We start from the raw sequence: 18,560 nt of genomic DNA, 5'->3' as shown, positions 1-18,560 counted from the left end.
GATTTACAAAATACTTTGTTGTTATTATTGATAAAAGTGAATCAAAGATTAGAAAATAGTTTGTATTTTTTGTTGCAAACAAAAAAAATGCTTCGTTTTATCGAAGCATTTTGATATTTTATATTAAAAATTAAAATTCTAGAATGTGATAAATTTCTGCATTGAACTTTTTAAGTTTTTCATCTCCATTTAGTCCTTTTAAAGCTGTAAGAAAACTAAATTGTGCAACTTTTGCGCCTTGTTTTTCTACCAATTTTGCAGCGGCTTCTGTTGTTCCACCTGTTGCTAATAAATCGTCATGAATAAGAACTCTTTGTCCGGGTTTTATTTGTCCTTCGCGAGTTTCGATGATTGCGCTTCCGTATTCCAGGTCATATTTTTCGGAAATAACAGGAGGAGGAAGTTTACCTGATTTTCTTATTAAGATAAATGGAACTTCCAAAGCGACAGCAATTGCAATTCCGAAAAGATATCCTCTACTTTCTATTCCGCAAACTACATCTACTTTTTCTTTACTGAAAGCTGTTAAATCTTCAATAACCTCTTCATACAGTTTTGGATTAAGAAAAATTGGTGAGATGTCTTTGAACTGAATTCCCGGAATTGGAAAGTCAGGAATGTTCTCAATTGTTTCTTGTAGTTTTTTTATAAGTTCTTGTGATGCCATTAAGGATTTATTTTATAGCTAGAAATTTTCCAATCACCATTTACATTTTTAAGTCCGAAAGTTACTTTTAATGAAGTTGTTTTTCCGTTTTTATCTGTAACATCGTAAGTAGCATTTACACTTGAGCTATTGGTGTTTGTTGCATTTGTTGTAATGTTTTTTACACTTACATTTTTCACAGAACCAAATCCTGAAGTTGGGTTTGAGAAAGATTCATAACTTCCCCAACTAGGGTTGTTTGATGCATCAAATGCAGCTTTTAAGTTTTGTGAACTTACATTATTTAAAAATTTTGTAACGGTAGCTTTTGGGTCTGCCGCAGGTTGTTTTGGTGTTGTTGGAGTTGTAGTGTTAGGATCTGTAGATGGATTTGTCTGATTAACCGGACTATTCGGGTCTACTGCAGTTGGTTCTTGTGGAGCTGTTGTAGAATCAACTTTTGGCGGAGCAGGAACTTTTAATGCTGAAGGATTTACATCTAATCCTATTTTAGACATTTTGAAAGTTTTTGTTGTTGTTTTTACCGAAACAGTAATGTCAATTTTATTATCAACAACTTTTCCAGCAGGGATTGAAGAAAATTTTAAATTAAATCCTTTAAAATTATTATCAATCATCAGGTTTTTAGCAGTTGAAAGTTTTACTCCATTACTGAAAACTTCTAATATTGTTTCTAAACCAGCTCCTGTAAATGAAACAGGATTACCTGCATTGTCGACAAGTTTAGGAACAATCTGAATTGCCGTAGCTCCGTTTCCATTGTCTCCGGTTGGAGTTGTGATTATTGATAATGAACTTGCCTTTACATCATTCGGGTCGCTTTCTTGTGCTTTTTCATCCCCGAAGATATTCATTTCTCCTAATGATGGAGGTGCGGTACTTGCCCATTCTATGCCATTTTTCTGTGCGACCTGATCGGCCATTGCTAATATCTCAGGAACTTTTTTTCCATTGATAAGATGCCCAAGTGCTTTTAATTCGGCTACGTCTCCGTCTGCTTCTACTCCAAAAGTTTTTAGGATATAAAGAGCTTCATTAAATTTAATTTGTTTAATGGTTGAAAGACTAGAGGTCATATCGTTGATACTTGACTGTAGAGTTTGTGTACTTGTTGCATCTACAGAATCTTTTTTACAAGCTGTAAAAAGCAACAAGCTGAAAACTAGAAGAAAAGATAACTTTTTCATTTTTTTTGGTTTGCTACAAATTTAGTAAAACCTTTATTAAAAGATGTTTTTATTTTTTATTTTGTTGTTCCTTTAAGTCTTTTTTGAAAAATGAACTAAAAATTGTCTGCATGTTCGGAAAAGAAGAATTTTCCCAATATTTTGTTTGGTATTGGCTATAGTCTGTCTTGAATTTTACTTTTTCAATCTCGTCATTGTCTTTAAAATCTAATTCTGTAGGATAGAAATTATTGTAAAGGATAATTTGATTGAATTCTGATTCAGATTTGTGTTTAAGTTTAAGGAAATTAACTTGATTGAACTCTAAAAGATCTCGTAATGTTTTTTTTGAATCTTTTTCATAAGTAACATTTAGAATACTTTTATGATCAAAGAAACGATATCCAAATAAAGAAAATTCCTTTTTTTGTAGTGCTTCACCTGTTATTTCAATTTGGTCTTTTTGAACGCCTTTCAATTCTTTTATTACTGATTTTTTTGATTTGTATTCTAAAATATTTCCAACATTTTTTAGGTTTGGAAGTTCTAATGTAGAATCATAATCCCAAGTTGAAGTCTGTTTTTTTTCAAGCTTCGGATCTTCTAGTCTATAAACTCTATATTGTTCAACGTTTGTGCTTTTCAGTTTTTTAGTTTGGTTGTCAAAAATGTATGTTATGATTCCGTCTGTATAGCAATTGAGTTTACCATTTACCGTTACATATGAATTAAAGTTTCCTTTTACGAAAATATATTTTGCTGGTTTATTATTTTTTATAATTACGGGCTCAATATCTTTTACTCGATCATTGATTTTAATAATGTCTTTTTCAAAGTCTGAATATGAAAGAGTTGCAACCTGAAAATTATCGTAGATCACTTGGAATTTTTCCTGTTCAGGTTTTAATGACTGTTTTTCAATTTTACCATCAATATCTGAATAAGCTAAAATATTTCCATCCTTTCCAAATACGGAAACTTGTGGTAATGGTTTATTAGTTTTTTCAGAAACGAATGTTATGGTTTGAGCATTATTACAAGTAATAATTAGTAGAAACAGGAATGATAGGATGGTTTTTATTTTCATGGTTAAAAATTTATAGTTCTAATAAACGGCCTTGATGTATTTGTATGGTACAAAAAAAGACCGATCATATGATCAGTCTTTTTTTGTTTTATTTTGTTACAAGTCCTTAGAAAGGATACTCATAAATTTCAGATTCGTGTAAGTATGGGTTACCTGTAGGAATAAGTTTAAGTTTAGATAATGCAGAAAGCACAGTAAACATAAATAATCCAGCTACGAATAGTATAGCTCCTACTACTAATAAGAATACTTCAGGTGTTTTCCAATATGGACCTACTGTTCCAGGCATTACCATATTGAAGTAATCTAAGATGTGTCCCAAAAGAACGACTACAGCCATTGTTGTAACAACTTTGTAGTTTCTCTTAATGCTACTACTTACTAAAACTAATAATGGTAACAAGAAGTTTACGATTAGCATTGGTAAGAATGTAGGAGAGTAGTGCTGGAATCTACCAAAGAAGTAGTTAACCTCTTCCGGAACGTTTGCATACCAATAAAGCATGAACTGAGCGAACCATGTATATGTCCAAAGCATACTTGTAGCGAAAAGGAAAACTCCTAAATCATGTAAGTGATTGTCGTTGAACTGAGGTAAGAATCCGTTTTTCTTTAAGTAAACACTTAAAAGGATGATTACTGCAATACCACTTGAAAGGCAGCTAACCATTGAATACCAGATATACATTGTAGAATACCAGTGAGGGTCAATAGACATCAACCAGTCCCAAGCCCAAGCAGCAGAAGCAAATCCGAAGAATGCAATATATCCTACTGCCCATCTGTAAAGCATTTGATAATCTACTTTAGATTTAGTTTCATCTACTTTTTTAGATTGAGCTTTCAATTTCCATGCGAAGAAAGAAGCACCTAATACATAGATGAAAGTTCTAATAGCATAGAAAGGTATGTTTAAGAAAATTCTTTTTTCAAATAAGATAACATCAAAGTGAGCAGATTCAGGGTCTGTTAACTCAGGATCCATCCAATGGAATAAATGACCATAATGGAAGATGTTTAATAGCATGATGATAATCAAAATAGCCCCTCCCCAAGGTATATAAGAAGCTATAGCTTCCATCACTCTCGTGATTATAATAGGCCATCCTGCATGTGCAGCGTGCTGAATAGAATAGAAAAATAATACACAGCAGCTAACTCCAAAGAAAAATACAGCTACAAAATGTATTGACGCTAAAGGCTGATTGTGAACCTGCATTTCCGCATGCTCTAAATGAGCAGCATGATCTTGAGGCCCAACCATTTCACTTGAATGCGTAGGTGCATTATGACCAGAAGCATGAACAGCCTCCATCATATGTTCTATTTTTTCAGTAGAAATTCCTTTGTTCATAAAGAAACCAATACCAAATAGAACTAAACCTACAACAAGAAGTATTATAGAAGTTGATTTTAATTTTGGTGAAAAACTATACATTTCTTTTCTTATTTTTTAGTTTCGGTAGTAGTTTCAGTTGTTGCTTCAGCTGTAGCTGCCGGTGCTGCTGCTTTTTTGAAAGCACTCATCACATACATTGCTACTCTCCATCTATCTCCTGGGTTCAATTGTCCAGCATAAGATCCCATTGAGTTTCTACCGTTTGTTAATACATAATGAACAGATCCTACAGTAATTTCTCTGTCAGCATAATTAGGAACCCCAGAATATGCTCCACTTTGTACGATAGATCCTTGTCCATCACCTCCTGTTCCGTGACATGCTGCACAAGTACGATCAAACAGCATTTTTCCTCTTTCAATGTCTTTAGCTGTGTTAGCTGGATTTAAAGGAGATACCGTTACTGTTTTTGAAGCATCGTATCCTGCATTGTACTCATCTACATTTTTAGGAAGTAAACTTTCTTCAAAAACACCATCTTTATTCTGTGAAACAGTACCTTCTACAGGAGAAAGACCTGTCGCTCCGTTATTTTTTACAAAAGCAGGGATTTCATTTTCATGATCTGAATATGCATCTTCAGCTTTCATCAAAGGATCGTAAGCTACAGGAAAGTACATATCAGGAAAATATACTAATGGTGTATTCTCTTTTGGTCCGCAAGAATTAAGTAAAACTGTTGTTAAACCTAAAATTGCTGTAATTTTTAATACATTCTTCTTCATTTTAAGCGTCTTTAACAGTTATTTCTTCAACTCCAGTTTCAATTAGCAACTGTTTTACAGATTCAACATCTTCAGTTACAAATTCCATCATGAATTTATCATCTGTAGTTCTTGGATCTGGGTTTTGCGCTGGAGCTCCGGGATACATCTTATTTCTTACCAAGAAAGTCAATGACATCATGTGAGCAGCACAGAATACCATTAATTCAAACATTGGAACTACGAATGCGGGCATGTTGTGTGCCCAATCAAAAGCTGGTTTACCACCAATATTTTGAGGCCAGTCATGATTCATCACATACCAAGTTAAAGTTGCTCCGATAGTAACACCATAACAAGCATAGATGAAAGCAGCATCAGAAATTCTAGTTTTCTTTAAACCTAAAGCTTTATCTAGTCCGTGAACCGGAAACGGAGTATAGACTTCGTTTATTTTGATTCCTTTATCGTTGAATGCCTTAACGCCGTTCATTAAATCGTCGTCATCAGCATAAAGTCCGTATACAATTTTAGTGGTGCTCATCTCCTTCTTTTGCTTTATAAGTTTCACCTGAGATTTTCAAAATCGATTTTAATTCAGCCTGTGCAATTACAGGGAATGTTCTTGCATATAATAAGAATAATACAGAGAAAAATCCGATAGTTCCTAAATATACACCCACATCAATAATGGTTGGTTTGAACATTGTCCAAGATCCTGGTAAGTAGTCTCTAGAAAGGTTGATAACGATGATATCAAAACGCTCAAACCACATACCAATGTTGATAATTAATGCAACGATGAATGTCCAGATAATGTTCGTTCTAAGTTTTTTGAACCAGAAAGAAGCAGGAACAACAAGGTTACAGATAATTAGTGACCAGAAAGCCCACCAGTAAGGTCCAACAGCAGCACCTGGAGAAAGATATGTGAAATCTTCGAATCTAGATCCTGAGTACCATCCGATGAAATATTCAGTTGCGTAAGCTACAGTTACCATACCACCAGTAAGGATGATTACGATGTTCATAATTTCGATATGATACATGGTAATGTAATCCTCAAGGTGACAAACTTTTCTTGCTACTAACAATAGTGTTTGTACCATTGCAAATCCTGAGAAGATCGCACCGGCAACAAAGTAAGGAGGGTAGATTGTAGAGTGCCATCCTTTAATAACCGAAGTTGCGAAGTCAAAAGATACGGTAGTGTGTACTGAGAATACAAGTGGAGTTGCCAAACCTGCAAGAACCAAAGAAAGTTCTTCGAATCTTTGCCAATGTTTTGCTTTACCACCCCAACCGAATGCTAGGAATGTATAAATTTTCTTAGTCCAAGGTGTTTTTGCTCTATCTCTGATCATTGCAAAGTCAGGAATCAATCCCATGAACCAGAATACTGTTGATACTGAGAAATACGTTGAGATTGCGAATACGTCCCAAAGTAGAGGAGAGTTGAAGTTGCCCCAAAGAGAACCGAATTGGTTTGGTAAAGGGAATACCCAATATCCTACCCAAACTCTACCCATGTGAATTACAGGGAAGATTGCTGCCTGTACAACGGCGAAGATTGTCATTGCTTCCGCAGAACGGTTTACAGACATTCTCCATCTTTGTCTAAATAATAATAATACTGCTGAGATTAGTGTTCCGGCGTGACCGATACCTACCCACCATACGAAGTTGGTAATATCCCAACCCCAGTTAATAGTTCTGTTAAGTCCCCATGCTCCAATACCTGTTCCGATAGTATAAGCAATACAGCCGAATCCGTAGATGAATAGAACTAGGGCAGCATATAATGAGATCCACCATAATTTACCTGCTCTTTCTTCGATAGGTCGTGCAATATCTTCTGTGATATCGTGATAAGTTTTGTGACCAATAATTAGAGGTTCCCTTATCGGAGCTTCGTAATGTCCTGACATTTTTTACCTATTTATTATTTAAACTTTATTTTTCTACTCTGTTTCTTACTTTAGCGTGATAGAACACATTTGGTTTGGTTCCGATCTCTTCAAGTAAATAATATCTTCTGTTGCTAGAGAATAACTCTCTTACTTCAGATTCTTTGTCATTCATGTCTCCAAACGTCATTGCTCCTGTAGAACAAGCAGCAGCACAAGCAGCAGATTTTTTGAATTCATCATCTGTTACTTTTCTGTTCTCTCTTTTAGCAGCTAAGATTGTAGCTTGAGTTTCTTGGATACACATTGAACATTTTTCCATAACCCCTCTAGTTCTTACAACTACATCTGGGTTTAGTACCATTCTTCCTAAATCATTGTTCATGTTGAAGTCGAACTTGTCATTTAGGTTATATGTAAACCAGTTGAAACGTCTTACTTTATAAGGACAGTTGTTTGCACAATATCTTGTACCAATACATCTGTTATAAGCCATGTGGTTTTGACCTTGCTTACCGTGTGATGTAGCCGCTACCGGACAAACAGTTTCACAAGGAGCGTGGTTACAATGTTGACACATTACCGGTTGGAAGATTACATCCGGGTTATCTGCAGGGTGATTTAATGCTCCTCCTTCTTCATTGAAGGCAGTACCATATAATTCAGGAACAGCCATTCCTTCTTTTAACCCTTCGTATACAGTCAGTTTTTGTCTGGCAGAATAGTAACGGTCAATTCTTAACCAATACATATCTCTTGACATTCTGATTTCTTCCTTACCTACTACAGGAACATTGTTTTCAGCCTGACAAGCAATGATACATGCTCCACAACCTGTACAAGAGTTCAAGTCAACAGATAGGTTGAAGTGAGGTCCATCAGTGTCATCAAATGCATCCCATAGGTCAATTTTTCTTGCAGGAAGAGCTCCACTGATTGTATGGTATTCTAAAGGCTTATTCCACCCTTTGTGTTCGTCATCGAATGCTACATTTAAGAAATCCGCTAAAGGTACTTCTTTTGCGATTTCGTAACGACCCATTAGAGTATTTTGAAGCTGGATACCAGCAAACTGATGATCTTCTCCTGTTTTTTCGATTTTAACACCAGAAATAACTAGGTTAGAACCGTCAAATAATGGATAAGCATTTACTCCTGTATCAGCTGTAGCTCCAGAGTTTTTCTTACCATAACCAAGCGCAAGACCTACTGATCCTTCTGCTTGTCCTGGTTGAATGAATACAGGAACATCTTTTATTGTTACTCCGTTTACAGTAAGGTTAACGATAGAACCATCTAATTGCATTCTTGCATTAAGATCGTTTTCAATACCGAATTTTTCTGCATCTTTTGGAGAAATTGTCAAATAGTTATCCCAAGACATTCTTGTAATTGGGTCTGGCAACTCTTGTAACCATGGATTATTTGCTTGAGTTCCATCTCCAATTGATGTTTTAGTATAAAGAACTAATTCTAAATCAGAAGCCTTGAAGTTTCCTAATTCAGCAACAGCTTGTGCTGCATTTCCACCTACATAAGATAATGTAGTCCCGTTAGATGTAGTAACGATACCATTATACAAAGCTTTGTTGAAAGAAGTTCCTCCTAAGATAGAAGTTGCATTAGCTTTTAAATAGTCGTAGTAATTATTTGCAGCGTTATTTTTTCCGTTTTTCCAAACCAATAAAGACTCTTCAATCTGTCTTGATTTGTAAATTTTCTGGATAGTAGGCTGCATTAATGAATATACTCCTGTTTGAGGCTCAATATCTCCCCAAGATTCTAGCCAGTTAGCTACAGGAATTACAGCTTTCGCTGCTTTATACATTTCATTTTTCTTATCAGCAACAGCAATTACATAAGGAACTTTTGCGATAGACTTTTTGAAGTCTTCTCCTTTAGGATTAGAATAAATTGGGTCTACATTGTTTGTAATTAGTACTCCAACTTGCCCTGCGTTTAACCATCCTAAGAATTCATTATATCTTGCTTTGTCAAATTCTTTTAAGAAGTTAGCTTTACCAGTGAAAGCAACAGAGCCTAATTTTTGGTTGATTAAGTGTGCTAAAACCTGAGCGCCTTTAGAACCATCAGCAAATACAACAGCTTTGCTTCCTTTTGCCTGAATTTCTTTTACGATTTCAGTAGCAGATTTATCTGAAGGAGTAGCACCTGTTACAATAGCATTATAAACTTCAACTAATGTTTTATTTACTTGGCTTGGTTTTAATCTATATCTTGAATCTGCATTAGCACCAGTAAGAGACATATTTGATTCAACTTGAATATGTCTTAACATATTTTCTCCTGGTTTTCTAGCAGCTGCGTAAGATGATTCTAAGCTAGAAGCGTTATAATCTCCTAAGAAATCAGCTTGGAAAGAAACTACTAGTTCAGTCCCTTTAAGGTCGTAAACAGGTAATGTTCTTTGACCGAATACTTCCTGTGCAGCATCTAGAGAAGCTGTATATGGGAAAGCATCATATGTTACTAATTCTGCTGTAGGATATTTTGCTTTAAATTCAGAAAATAATTTTTTGAAAGTTGGTGATGCAAAAGAATGTGATAATAATACGATTCTTTTGTTTGCAGCTTTAGCTTCATCTAACCCTTTAATAACAAAACTATCTACTTTATCGAAAGTTTCGTCTTTACCGTCTAGCTTAGGTTGTTTTACTTTATCATTGTCATAAAGAGAAAGTACACTTGCCTGAGCTCTGGCATTAGTTTTACCTAAATCACCAGCAGACGGGTTCGGGTCTATTTTAATTGGTCTACCTTCTCTTGTTTTTACTAAAACACTAGCAAAGTCAAACCCATCAAAATATGTGGAAGCGTAATAATTAGGAACGCCCGGAATAATATCATGTGGTTTTACCACATAAGGAATTGTTTTAATTACCGGAGCTTCACAAGCAGCTAAAGTAACTGCCGCAGTAGAGAATCCTAATAATTTTAAGAAATCTCTTCTTGAAGTACTAGAACCATTCTGCTCAGCATCTCCAAGGAAATCTTCTACCGGAATTTCTTCCTGAAACTCTTTTTGAGCCAGCTTGTTATTTAAAGCTGGGTCTTTAAGTTCATGAATACTTCTAAATTGTATTTTGTTTGAAGCCATTTATACTTCTAATTTTTTAGTTATTAATAATGACATTTACCACACTCAAGACCTCCAATTGCATCTACAGTAATCTTACCACCATCTTTAGGGTATTGTTTTTTCAACTTGTCATGTAGATTCTTGAAGTACTCTTTATTATAACCGTTGTTCATATCAACCTCAGTAGTTCTGTGGCACTCAATACACCATCCCATTGTGAAATCATTCGCCATCTGAACAACATTCATTGTGTCAATTTTTCCGTGACAAGCTTTACAAACAACATCAATTTTGTTGTTAGGATTCTTTTTGTTGAAAGAATTAATAATTGCTTGCTCACCTGCAACAACGTGCTGAGAGTGATTGAAATACACGAAGTCTGGCATATTGTGAATTCTAGTCCATTCTACTGGTTGTGTTTTTCCTGTGTATTGTTGTTTAGCAGGATCCCAACCTGTAGCGGCATATATTTTCTGAATTTCAGCATCATAAAATGCTTTGTCTTTTCCTGGTTCCATGTAGTGATCTGCATTGTATTCAGAAATACTTCTGTGACAGTTCATACATACATTCATAGATGGAATTTCAGATACTTTTCCATATTTAGCACTAGAGTGACAAAGTTGACAGTCAATTTTTTGTTCTCCAGCGTGAATTTTGTGTGAGAAATAGATAGGTTGTTCCGGCTTATATCCTTTGTAAACCCCGATCCACATGATCCAGTTCCAAATTCCATATGTTGCTAAAAGCGCAAGAATTGCAATTAATCCTTTTCCTACATAATGGTATTTCTGATAGATTTCACTGAAAGAACGAACCCTAGTTTCATTAAGACCAGCTAAATCTTCAGATTGCCCCAATTTTACTAATTGTCTTAGTTTGATTAGAATCCATACTAATAGAGCTGCAATTGCCAAAAGCGAAATAATTACAACATTTGAAGTAGTTTTATCCGCTGCTGGTGCAGTAGAAGCTGTTCCTTCTTCAGTAGTTGTTTCTTTTTTAGGTTCCGGAGCCGGCGGATTAGTTGTGAATTCTAAGATGTCATCAATATCCTTATCCGAAAGGTTCGGAAACTGTTGCATCTCTGTTTTATTGAATTTTTCGAAAATTTCGTTGGCGTATTTGTCCCCAGAAGCTCTTAGAGCTTTATTGTCTTTAATCCACTTATGAAGCCAATCTTTGTCGACGCCACCTTCAGTCTTAACTCGCTCTACAACCCCCTTCAAAGGTGGTCCTACAAGTTGTTTGTCTAAATCGTGACATGCCGTACAATTTGCCTTGAAAAGTTTCTCTCCGTTCTTAGGATCGCCGTCTTGCCCGTAAATTGAAGCACTGGTTGATAGCAATAAGCCTATTGTGATCAACGTTTGTCTATAATGCTTTCTCCAACTAATCATTTAAATTATCTTATGTTAGTAAAATATTGAACCAATCAATTCCGCAAAAATAATATTTTTAACAGGAATTTAACGGTATATAGAAAAGGGAAAATGTCATTTGTGTTTAATTTGTATTGATTCTAAATAACCTTGTTTGGTATAATTTTTATTTTTATATAAATTTGCTGAAACAAGTTTAAATGAGAAATTTAATTAAAATATTTTCTGTTTTATCTTTATTGGGATTTTATAATATTGATGCACAGCAGGTTGTAAAGAAGGATACTTTAGGAGGAACAGAGCTTATCATGTCTATGGATCCTAAAATTGATGCAGCTTTGGGTAGTTTAGAAGACAAATGTTCAAGAGTTGCGAGTAACAATAATACTAAAGATAATGATGAGGATACTTATACTAAACCGACAAAAATATATGTTCCGAATAGGGAATTGACGAACGCTGAAATATGTAGAAAAAATCCTAGAATTTTAGGATATAAAATACAGATTACAACAGTGAAAAGTAATGAAGAGGCTAATGAAGTGAAGGCTTATTTCAGAAGAAGATTTCCTAATCTTAAGGTTGAGACAGATGCTTCTTTAAGACCTAATTATAAAATTTTGGCAGGAAGTTACTTTACTAAACAAAGTGCTGCAGGAGATTTGTCTAAAATTAGAGAATATTTTAAATCTGCCATCGCTGTTCAGTACAGAGTTTTTTGTGCAGAGGCTAAATAAGAGAGGATTGTAAAAAAAATAAATTGAAAGCTGAGAAATTTCTCAGCTTTTTTATTGATAATATTGGTTTAAAAACCAAAAAAAATCGTTCATTCTTGTGTAGTTATTTGTGGCAAGATAAGTGAATAATATACTAAATGTTGCTATTAAAAAAGACTGTGCTTTTGGTGAAAATCTATATACATGAAATAGCCATCCTATTAATAGTGGATATACAAAAACAAAGTGTCCGCCGTAAATAAAAGAGGTGTGAAGTCCAAATTTCATTACGCAATGTATGATGATGTCTAAGAAGAACGAAATCATGACTATTTGAACTAATTTGTTTTTAAAATTCTTAAAATAACTCCAACAAATAAGTGTTATTAAGATTGTAATAAAAAAATAAGGAATCCATGAAGAGTAAACATCCATAAGTAAAGCCTTAAAATGGAAGCCTTTCATGTTGTGTTTGTTTCTGATAATGAAATCTGAAAAAAGAATGTTCCCTCCAAAAAAATATGAAAAAATCATATCCCAAGTAGAAGTGTTTTTTACATTTGAGAACTTTTCGTACTGTTCATTGGTTTTGTTGAGTATATTTTCATATTTAAAATTAATCCTGTTTAAGTATAATAAAATAAAGCAGACGCAAGTTAAAGTAACTCTTAGGACTGCATTTCCGATTTTTTTCCAATTTTTAAACAGGTCTTTTTCAAAAGCAACAGGAATAAATACTTTTGCAATATTTGTAATGGTAAGTCCTCCAATTGTAATGCCTGCCAAAGCAAGAGATATCGTAGGGATTTTCTTGTTATTCTTTATTTTTATGGCGGCATAATGATTAAATAATGTCAGTAAAAATAAAGTATAAGTAAAATTTTCAGGGGTGAAAGAAAGTAAAATGTTTGTTGAAAATACTCCGAAAAATAAAATTATAAGTACACTGATGTAATTTGGAAGTTTAATAATATTCTTTAAATATTTGAAAACCTGAAGTATACTTAGGCTTACAGCTAAGTTACTAAACCAAGCTAGCGTTAATCTAAAAACGGCATTCATTTTTCCATCCGAAATATACAGTGCGATTTCTCTTATCCAATTGAAAAAGTAGTAGGATAGTGGATGTCTTTCAAAACTCCCTCCAGTCATTACGATAGCCTTGTTATCAAAGCTAAAATATGCATCCCAAGGAATTCTACTATCAAAAATAATTCGGTAGTCAAGAGCAATATACCAGCCTAAAATACCGTAAGAAAGGATGAAAAAAGTAAATACACCTAACTCTGAATAGGAAGAGGGGAGAATTAATTTGAAAAAATTATAAAGCTTTGATTTAATAGTAGAAAACACTTTTAAAAGTTTTTACAAAAGTAAAATAAAAAAGCTCACCAAATTTGGTGAGCTTGAAAGTTTATAATAAATATAATTATTGTTTAATTACTTTTTCTGAGACTTTACTTCCGTCGGTGAATTCAATATCCATAATATAAATTCCAGTCGGAAGAATTGATAAATCTGCACTTGTTGATTCTGCTTTTAATGCCAATTTGCCATTTGCGTCAATAAGTGTATATGATTTTATTTTTTTATCAGTTTTAATATTTATTTCTGATTTTGTAGGGTTAGGGTAAATAGAAACTGGAGATTTTACCTTCGAAGTTTCATTTGTTGAAAGGGTCGTGGCTGTTATCTTTACATCATCTACCATAAACATGTAGTTGTCATTTGAAAGGCAATTTATACCTACTCTAATAGTCTGTCCTGCATAAGTGTCAAGGTTATACGACTTCTGCTCCCAGTTTGGATATGGAGCTAATAATGATGAAGCCCCAGAGATAATAGTGAAATTAGCTGATGAAGTCGGAGTTCCTGAACCAATATATATTCCTATTTTATATTTTTCTAATCCATAGGAGTTTGATAAAGACTTTACCCATAAAGTTAGTGTATTATTACTTGTGCCAAGTGTAACAGGAGGGCTTACGAGCCAATCATTATTACCTACACCACCTGAAGGAACAGAATTCCACGCAGCAGCATATTTTTGTCCTCCATGAGGGTCAAAGTTCCTTACTTCGTCGTCGTCTATGGTAGGAGTCGCTTGGTTTGTTACTCCTGCCGTAGTCGGGTTGAAAATCATAAACGCTTGTGGGTCGTTAGCGTTATCCCAAGAGCCCCCACCTCCTGTGTATGTAGGGAGTTGGTCTAAATCAAGTGTCAGCCAATTTCCAAAACCGGAAATTGAGAAATCTGTATAAGACTCAAAGCCTTCATCTAGTAAAGTAGTTTGGGATTGTACAAAATTCCCTGTAAGTAATAAACTCAAAGACAGTAAAAATTTCTTCATGATATAATTTTTATTGTAAATATAATAAAAATCATTAAAATATGTAAAAAAAAACAAATTAAATTAAAATATAATGATTATTTCGCAAGTTATGAACTGCAAGAAAGGGTTGAACATCCTATAATATTATCATATTTTGCAGGACGTTTTTTAGAAAATTCAGGGAAGGTTTCCTGATATGGATTTTTTAATGCTAAAATTAATTTATCAAGTAAATCGGTTTTGCCAATATTAATTTCTTCAATACATTCAAATAGTAGATAGTTTCTCAAAATGAACTTTGGATTTGCTTTTTGCATTAGCTCAATTGAATCTTTTTTCGAAATAGAATTTTCTTCTAATCGTTTTGAATAATTTTTAATGAAGAGTTCAAGTTTTAAAATTCTTTCATTATCTAGAATGGTATATGAAACCTCATCAAAAAGAGCTTTTAAATCAGTTTTTTCGTTAATTTTTTCAAGTTGATTAAAAAATAAAGTATAATCTAGCTGAAGTTCCTGCATCAAGCCTTGCCAATTGGTGAAAAACTCTTCATCATTTTTTAAAAGCTTATCAAAACCAAATTTTTGACAAAGCATATTGTCGTGAGCATTCCAAAAATAGTCTCCAAATTCGTTCAATGTTTTTTCTAAAAATTTTTCATCCTGAATAATTGGGTGTAAAGCATTTGCCAATTGCCAAAGATTCCATTGAGCAATTTGCCCTTGTTTTCCGAAAGCATATCTTCTTCCAGGTAAATCTGTGGTGTTTGGTGTAAAGTTTAAATCATATTCATCCATCATTGAAAAGGGACCGTAATCAATGGTTAACCCTAAAATTGACATGTTGTCTGTATTCATAACTCCATGTACAAAACCAACTCTAAACCATTCAACGATTAAATCTGCTGTTTTTTTACAGATGATTTCAAAAAAATCTTTGTACTTATGATTTCCATCTGTTGTTATCTCTAGGTAGTAATTTTTAATGGTAAAATCAGCTAATTCTTGTAACGTTTTATATTCTCTTTGGGCTGACATTAGTTCAAAATGACCAAAACGGAGGAAACTTTCTGCTGTTCGAATGACCACAGCTCCTTTTTCTTCTTTGGGGTTGCCATTGTACATAATATCTCTTACAACGTCTTCTCCTGTTAAGGCTAAACTTAGTGCTCGGGTTGTAGGAATTCCTAAATGAAACATGGCTTCACTCATTAAATATTCCCTTACAGAAGATCTTAATACGGCTCTTCCGTCTGCATGTCTTGAATATGGAGTTGCTCCGGCTCCTTTCCATTGGATTTCTGTCTTTTTTCCGAATTGATTGGTTATTTCACCTGCGAAAATTGCTCTTCCGTCTCCAAGTTGTCCTGCCCAGTTTCCGAATTGATGTCCTGCATAAGCTGTGGAATAAGGCTGAATATTTTTAGGAAGATTATTCCCACCTAAAAAATCGAGGTCTTGTTCTTTAAATTTACCTAAGCCGATTTCCTCGGATAGTTCATTGTTAAAAGCGATAAGTTTCGGATTGGGAAATCCAACTGGAGAAACTGTAGAAAATAAAACTTTTGGAGTATTTCTTTGCATTGGGTTGCTTGAAAGGTCTCCAGGAAATATTTTTATAAATGGTTGTTCTATGTTTTCAATATTCATAATATCAAATATACTATAATAAAAAAAGACCTTCCAAATTGTTTGAAAGGTCTGATGTATTTATAAAAGAGAATTTATTTATTGAAATCTATATTTTCGGAAGTATTAAGATTTTCATTTACATTCTCCTCTTTTTTACCTGTATTTTTAGGTGTGGTTGGTTCTACAGGTTTCGGATTTTTGATTTCGTCGATTGTCTGAAGACCTCCATCATCTCCGTAGCCTCCACCCAAACCTTTTAGATCTGAACATCCATCTTTCCATTCTGATGGTTTTACGAATTTGTCATCAGGAGAAATGCCCAAGCTTTTGTCTGCCCAAACTTTTTTCATGAAGATAGCCCAAATTGGGAGTGCCATTTTGGCTCCTTGTCCTTCACCTGTTCCATAGAAGTGGGTTGCTCTATCTTCCCATCCAACCCAAGCTCCTGTTGCAAGTTTCGGCGTAATTCCCATAAACCAACCATCTGAGTTGTTTTGGGTTGTACCTGTTTTACCTGCAATTTCCACAGCTTTAGAAATACCTTTTCTACCAAGTTCTCCGGAAGCGGTACCAAATTGTGCAACACCTTTCATTAGCTCGATCATTGTGTATGCATAAAGAGGATTCATTACTTCTTTTGGCTCTACGTTTACTTCTTTGATTACTCTACCATTGGCGTCTTCAATTCTCCAAATCATCTCTGGTTTATTGTAATTTCCGTAGTTGGCAAATGTACTATATGCTCCAAGCATTTCGTAAATTGTAATGTCAGAAGAACCCAATGCAATCGTATTGTTTCTCGGAATATCTTCAGTTACTCCCAAATCTCTTGTGGTCTGAATTACGGCATCAACACCTGTCATTTCGATAAGTCTTGCTGCAACGGGGTTTTGAGAATGTGCTAACGCGTCTTTTAAAGTCAACATTCCGCCTCTTCCCGGAACGTGCCAACCTTTGTGGTCGTATGTACCGTTCGATACAGTTGAGCAAGGTGTCATTCCTAATTTCATGATTGCTGTTGCATATACAAAAGGTTTGAATGTTGATCCTACCTGTCTTTTACCTTGTTTGATATGGTCATATTGGAAGTGTTGCCAATCAATACCTCCAACCCAAGCTTTGATTTCTCCTGTTCCAGGAACCATAGACATTAAACCTGCCTGAGCGATTTGTTTGTGATATCTGATAGAATCCCATGGAGACATTTCTACCTCTTCTTCACCGTTCCACGTAAAACGAGAAGTCTTGATTGGTTTATGGAATTCTAATAATATTGAATCTTCTGAAACTCCAGCAGCTTTTAATTGTTTATAACGTCCTGTTCTTTTCATTGCCTGAACCATAACACTATTGATTTGTTTGTCGTTCAGATAATAGAAAGGTCTTTGTTTTCTACCTCTTTGTTCCGCATCAAATCTTCTTTGAAGATCTGTTAAATGCTCTTTGATTGCTTCTTCAGCATATTTTTGCATTTTAGAGTCAAGAGTTACATATATTTTTAAACCATCTTTGTAAAGGTTTAATTTTTTACCGTTTTGCTTTTCATAATCCTTAAGGTAGGAATCAATTTCTTTCTTTAAATAAAACTTATAATAAGCAGAATAATCATCATTAATATTTTTAATTGGATGATAATCTAATGTAATAGGAGTTGAAATTCCTTTGTCAAAAGTCGCCTGGTCGATATAACCTGTCTTTAACATTTGTTCCAAAACAACGTCTCTTCTTGATTTTGCCCTTTCCGGGTTTCTCATAGGGTTGTTTTTTACCGGGTTTTCGAGCATGGCAACAAACATTGCTGCTTCAGGTAATGTGAGTTCTGAAGTCTTCTTGTTGAAGTATATTTTTGAAGCCATTTCAATTCCGTTTGCATTGTATAAAAAGTCAAACTTGTTGAAATATAAGGTTACAATTTCTTCTTTAGTATATCTTTTTTCAAGACTTACGGCAACTACCCATTCTTTTAGCTTTTGGAAAGCTCTTTGTACTTTGTTTTGAGAGGCTCCTCCTGTAAAAAGTAATTTTGCTAACTGTTGAGTGATTGTAGAACCTCCTCCTCGTCCCCCACCATAAACCACTGCTCTTACCACAGATTGTAAGTCAATTCCTGAGTGTTCTTTGAAACGTTCGTCTTCTTTAGCTTGTAAGGCATATACTAAAAATGGAGGAAGTTCTTTATAGGTAATTGGTTGAGTTTTTTCTTTTTCAAACTTACCTAATAAAACCCCGTCGGAAGAATAAATTTCAGATGCTACATAGATGTCTGGGTTTTCAAGTTCTTTCACATCAGGCATTTCCCCAAGAAATCCTTGAGAAACAGCAAAGAAAAGTCCTGAAATACCTAAAACTACTGCAATAAGCCCAATCCAGATAAATTTAACCCATCTTTTCCAGGCATTATTCTTTTTTTTGGGAGGAAGGGGGAATGTTCTTCCCTTGTTTCCTGTTTTTTGCTTGTTTTCTTCCATT

Annotated in this window: 14 protein-coding genes; 1 reads left to right on the top strand and 13 read right to left on the bottom strand. The window is 34.4% G+C overall.

Going from position 1 to position 18,560, the window contains the following annotated elements:
* Positions 1 to 130 precede the first annotated feature (130 nt).
* The 9 genes from OH806_RS04755 to OH806_RS04715 form a co-directional block, all read right to left on the bottom strand.
* On the bottom strand, positions 131 to 667 hold the full coding sequence (locus OH806_RS04755) for an adenine phosphoribosyltransferase (protein WP_264742525.1): 537 nt from the start codon (positions 665 to 667) through the stop codon (positions 131 to 133).
* A complete protein-coding gene (locus OH806_RS04750; protein ID WP_264742524.1) occupies positions 667 to 1,854 on the bottom strand; it encodes a hypothetical protein in 1,188 nt (395 codons plus the stop codon). The genes OH806_RS04755 and OH806_RS04750 overlap by 1 nt, the downstream gene beginning before the upstream one ends.
* A gap of 49 nt (positions 1,855 to 1,903) precedes the next feature.
* A complete protein-coding gene (locus OH806_RS04745; RefSeq protein ID WP_264742523.1) occupies positions 1,904 to 2,920 on the bottom strand; it encodes a hypothetical protein in 1,017 nt (338 codons plus the stop codon).
* Positions 2,921 to 3,026: 106 nt separating this feature from the next.
* On the bottom strand, positions 3,027 to 4,358 hold the full coding sequence (locus OH806_RS04740; RefSeq protein ID WP_264742522.1) for a quinol:cytochrome C oxidoreductase: 1,332 nt from the start codon (positions 4,356 to 4,358) through the stop codon (positions 3,027 to 3,029).
* 8 nt (positions 4,359 to 4,366) lie between these two features.
* Entirely contained in the window at positions 4,367 to 5,044 is a 678-nt protein-coding gene (locus OH806_RS04735) for a c-type cytochrome (protein WP_264742521.1), read from the bottom strand.
* A 1-nt stretch (position 5,045) separates the two neighbouring features.
* Entirely contained in the window at positions 5,046 to 5,567 is a 522-nt protein-coding gene (locus tag OH806_RS04730; protein WP_108410844.1) for a DUF3341 domain-containing protein, read from the bottom strand.
* Entirely contained in the window at positions 5,554 to 6,951 is a 1,398-nt protein-coding gene (nrfD, locus tag OH806_RS04725; protein ID WP_090000552.1) for an NrfD/PsrC family molybdoenzyme membrane anchor subunit, read from the bottom strand. Before nrfD ends, OH806_RS04730 begins: the two co-directional genes overlap by 14 nt.
* 25 nt (positions 6,952 to 6,976) lie before the next feature.
* Positions 6,977 to 10,048 carry a TAT-variant-translocated molybdopterin oxidoreductase gene (locus OH806_RS04720; RefSeq protein ID WP_264742520.1) on the bottom strand — a complete coding sequence of 1,024 codons (3,072 nt, stop codon included), beginning with the start codon at positions 10,046 to 10,048 and terminating at the stop codon, positions 6,977 to 6,979.
* A 23-nt stretch (positions 10,049 to 10,071) separates the two neighbouring features.
* Entirely contained in the window at positions 10,072 to 11,430 is a 1,359-nt protein-coding gene (locus OH806_RS04715) for a c-type cytochrome (RefSeq protein ID WP_264742519.1), read from the bottom strand.
* A gap of 182 nt (positions 11,431 to 11,612) precedes the next feature.
* Here OH806_RS04715 and OH806_RS04710 point away from each other — a divergent pair, with 182 nt between their 5' ends.
* Positions 11,613 to 12,149, top strand: a complete 537-nt coding sequence (locus tag OH806_RS04710) for an SPOR domain-containing protein (protein WP_264742518.1) — start codon at positions 11,613 to 11,615, stop codon at positions 12,147 to 12,149.
* Between the two features lie 51 nt (positions 12,150 to 12,200).
* Here OH806_RS04710 and OH806_RS04705 read toward each other — a convergent pair whose 3' ends face one another.
* From OH806_RS04705 to OH806_RS04690, 4 genes are all read right to left on the bottom strand, one after another.
* Positions 12,201 to 13,481, bottom strand: a complete 1,281-nt coding sequence (locus OH806_RS04705) for a DUF6080 domain-containing protein (protein ID WP_264742517.1) — start codon at positions 13,479 to 13,481, stop codon at positions 12,201 to 12,203.
* A gap of 76 nt (positions 13,482 to 13,557) precedes the next feature.
* Complete coding sequence (locus tag OH806_RS04700) at positions 13,558 to 14,478, bottom strand: T9SS-dependent choice-of-anchor J family protein (RefSeq protein WP_264742516.1); 921 nt, start codon at positions 14,476 to 14,478, stop codon at positions 13,558 to 13,560.
* An 89-nt stretch (positions 14,479 to 14,567) separates the two neighbouring features.
* Positions 14,568 to 16,109: a protein adenylyltransferase SelO gene (locus tag OH806_RS04695; protein WP_264742515.1), complete on the bottom strand. Its 1,542-nt coding sequence runs from the start codon at positions 16,107 to 16,109 to the stop codon at positions 14,568 to 14,570.
* Positions 16,110 to 16,183: 74 nt separating this feature from the next.
* On the bottom strand, positions 16,184 to 18,559 hold the full coding sequence (locus tag OH806_RS04690; protein ID WP_264742514.1) for a transglycosylase domain-containing protein: 2,376 nt from the start codon (positions 18,557 to 18,559) through the stop codon (positions 16,184 to 16,186).
* Position 18,560: the final 1 nt, after the last annotated feature.

Origin of the sequence: Chryseobacterium oryctis, from assembly GCF_025971925.1 — a bacterium.
In the GTDB taxonomy this organism is placed as follows: Bacteria; Bacteroidota; Bacteroidia; order Flavobacteriales; family Weeksellaceae; genus Chryseobacterium; species Chryseobacterium oryctis.
The sequence above is the reverse complement of the archived record's forward strand: the minus strand, read 5'-3'. Positions and strand labels throughout refer to the sequence as shown.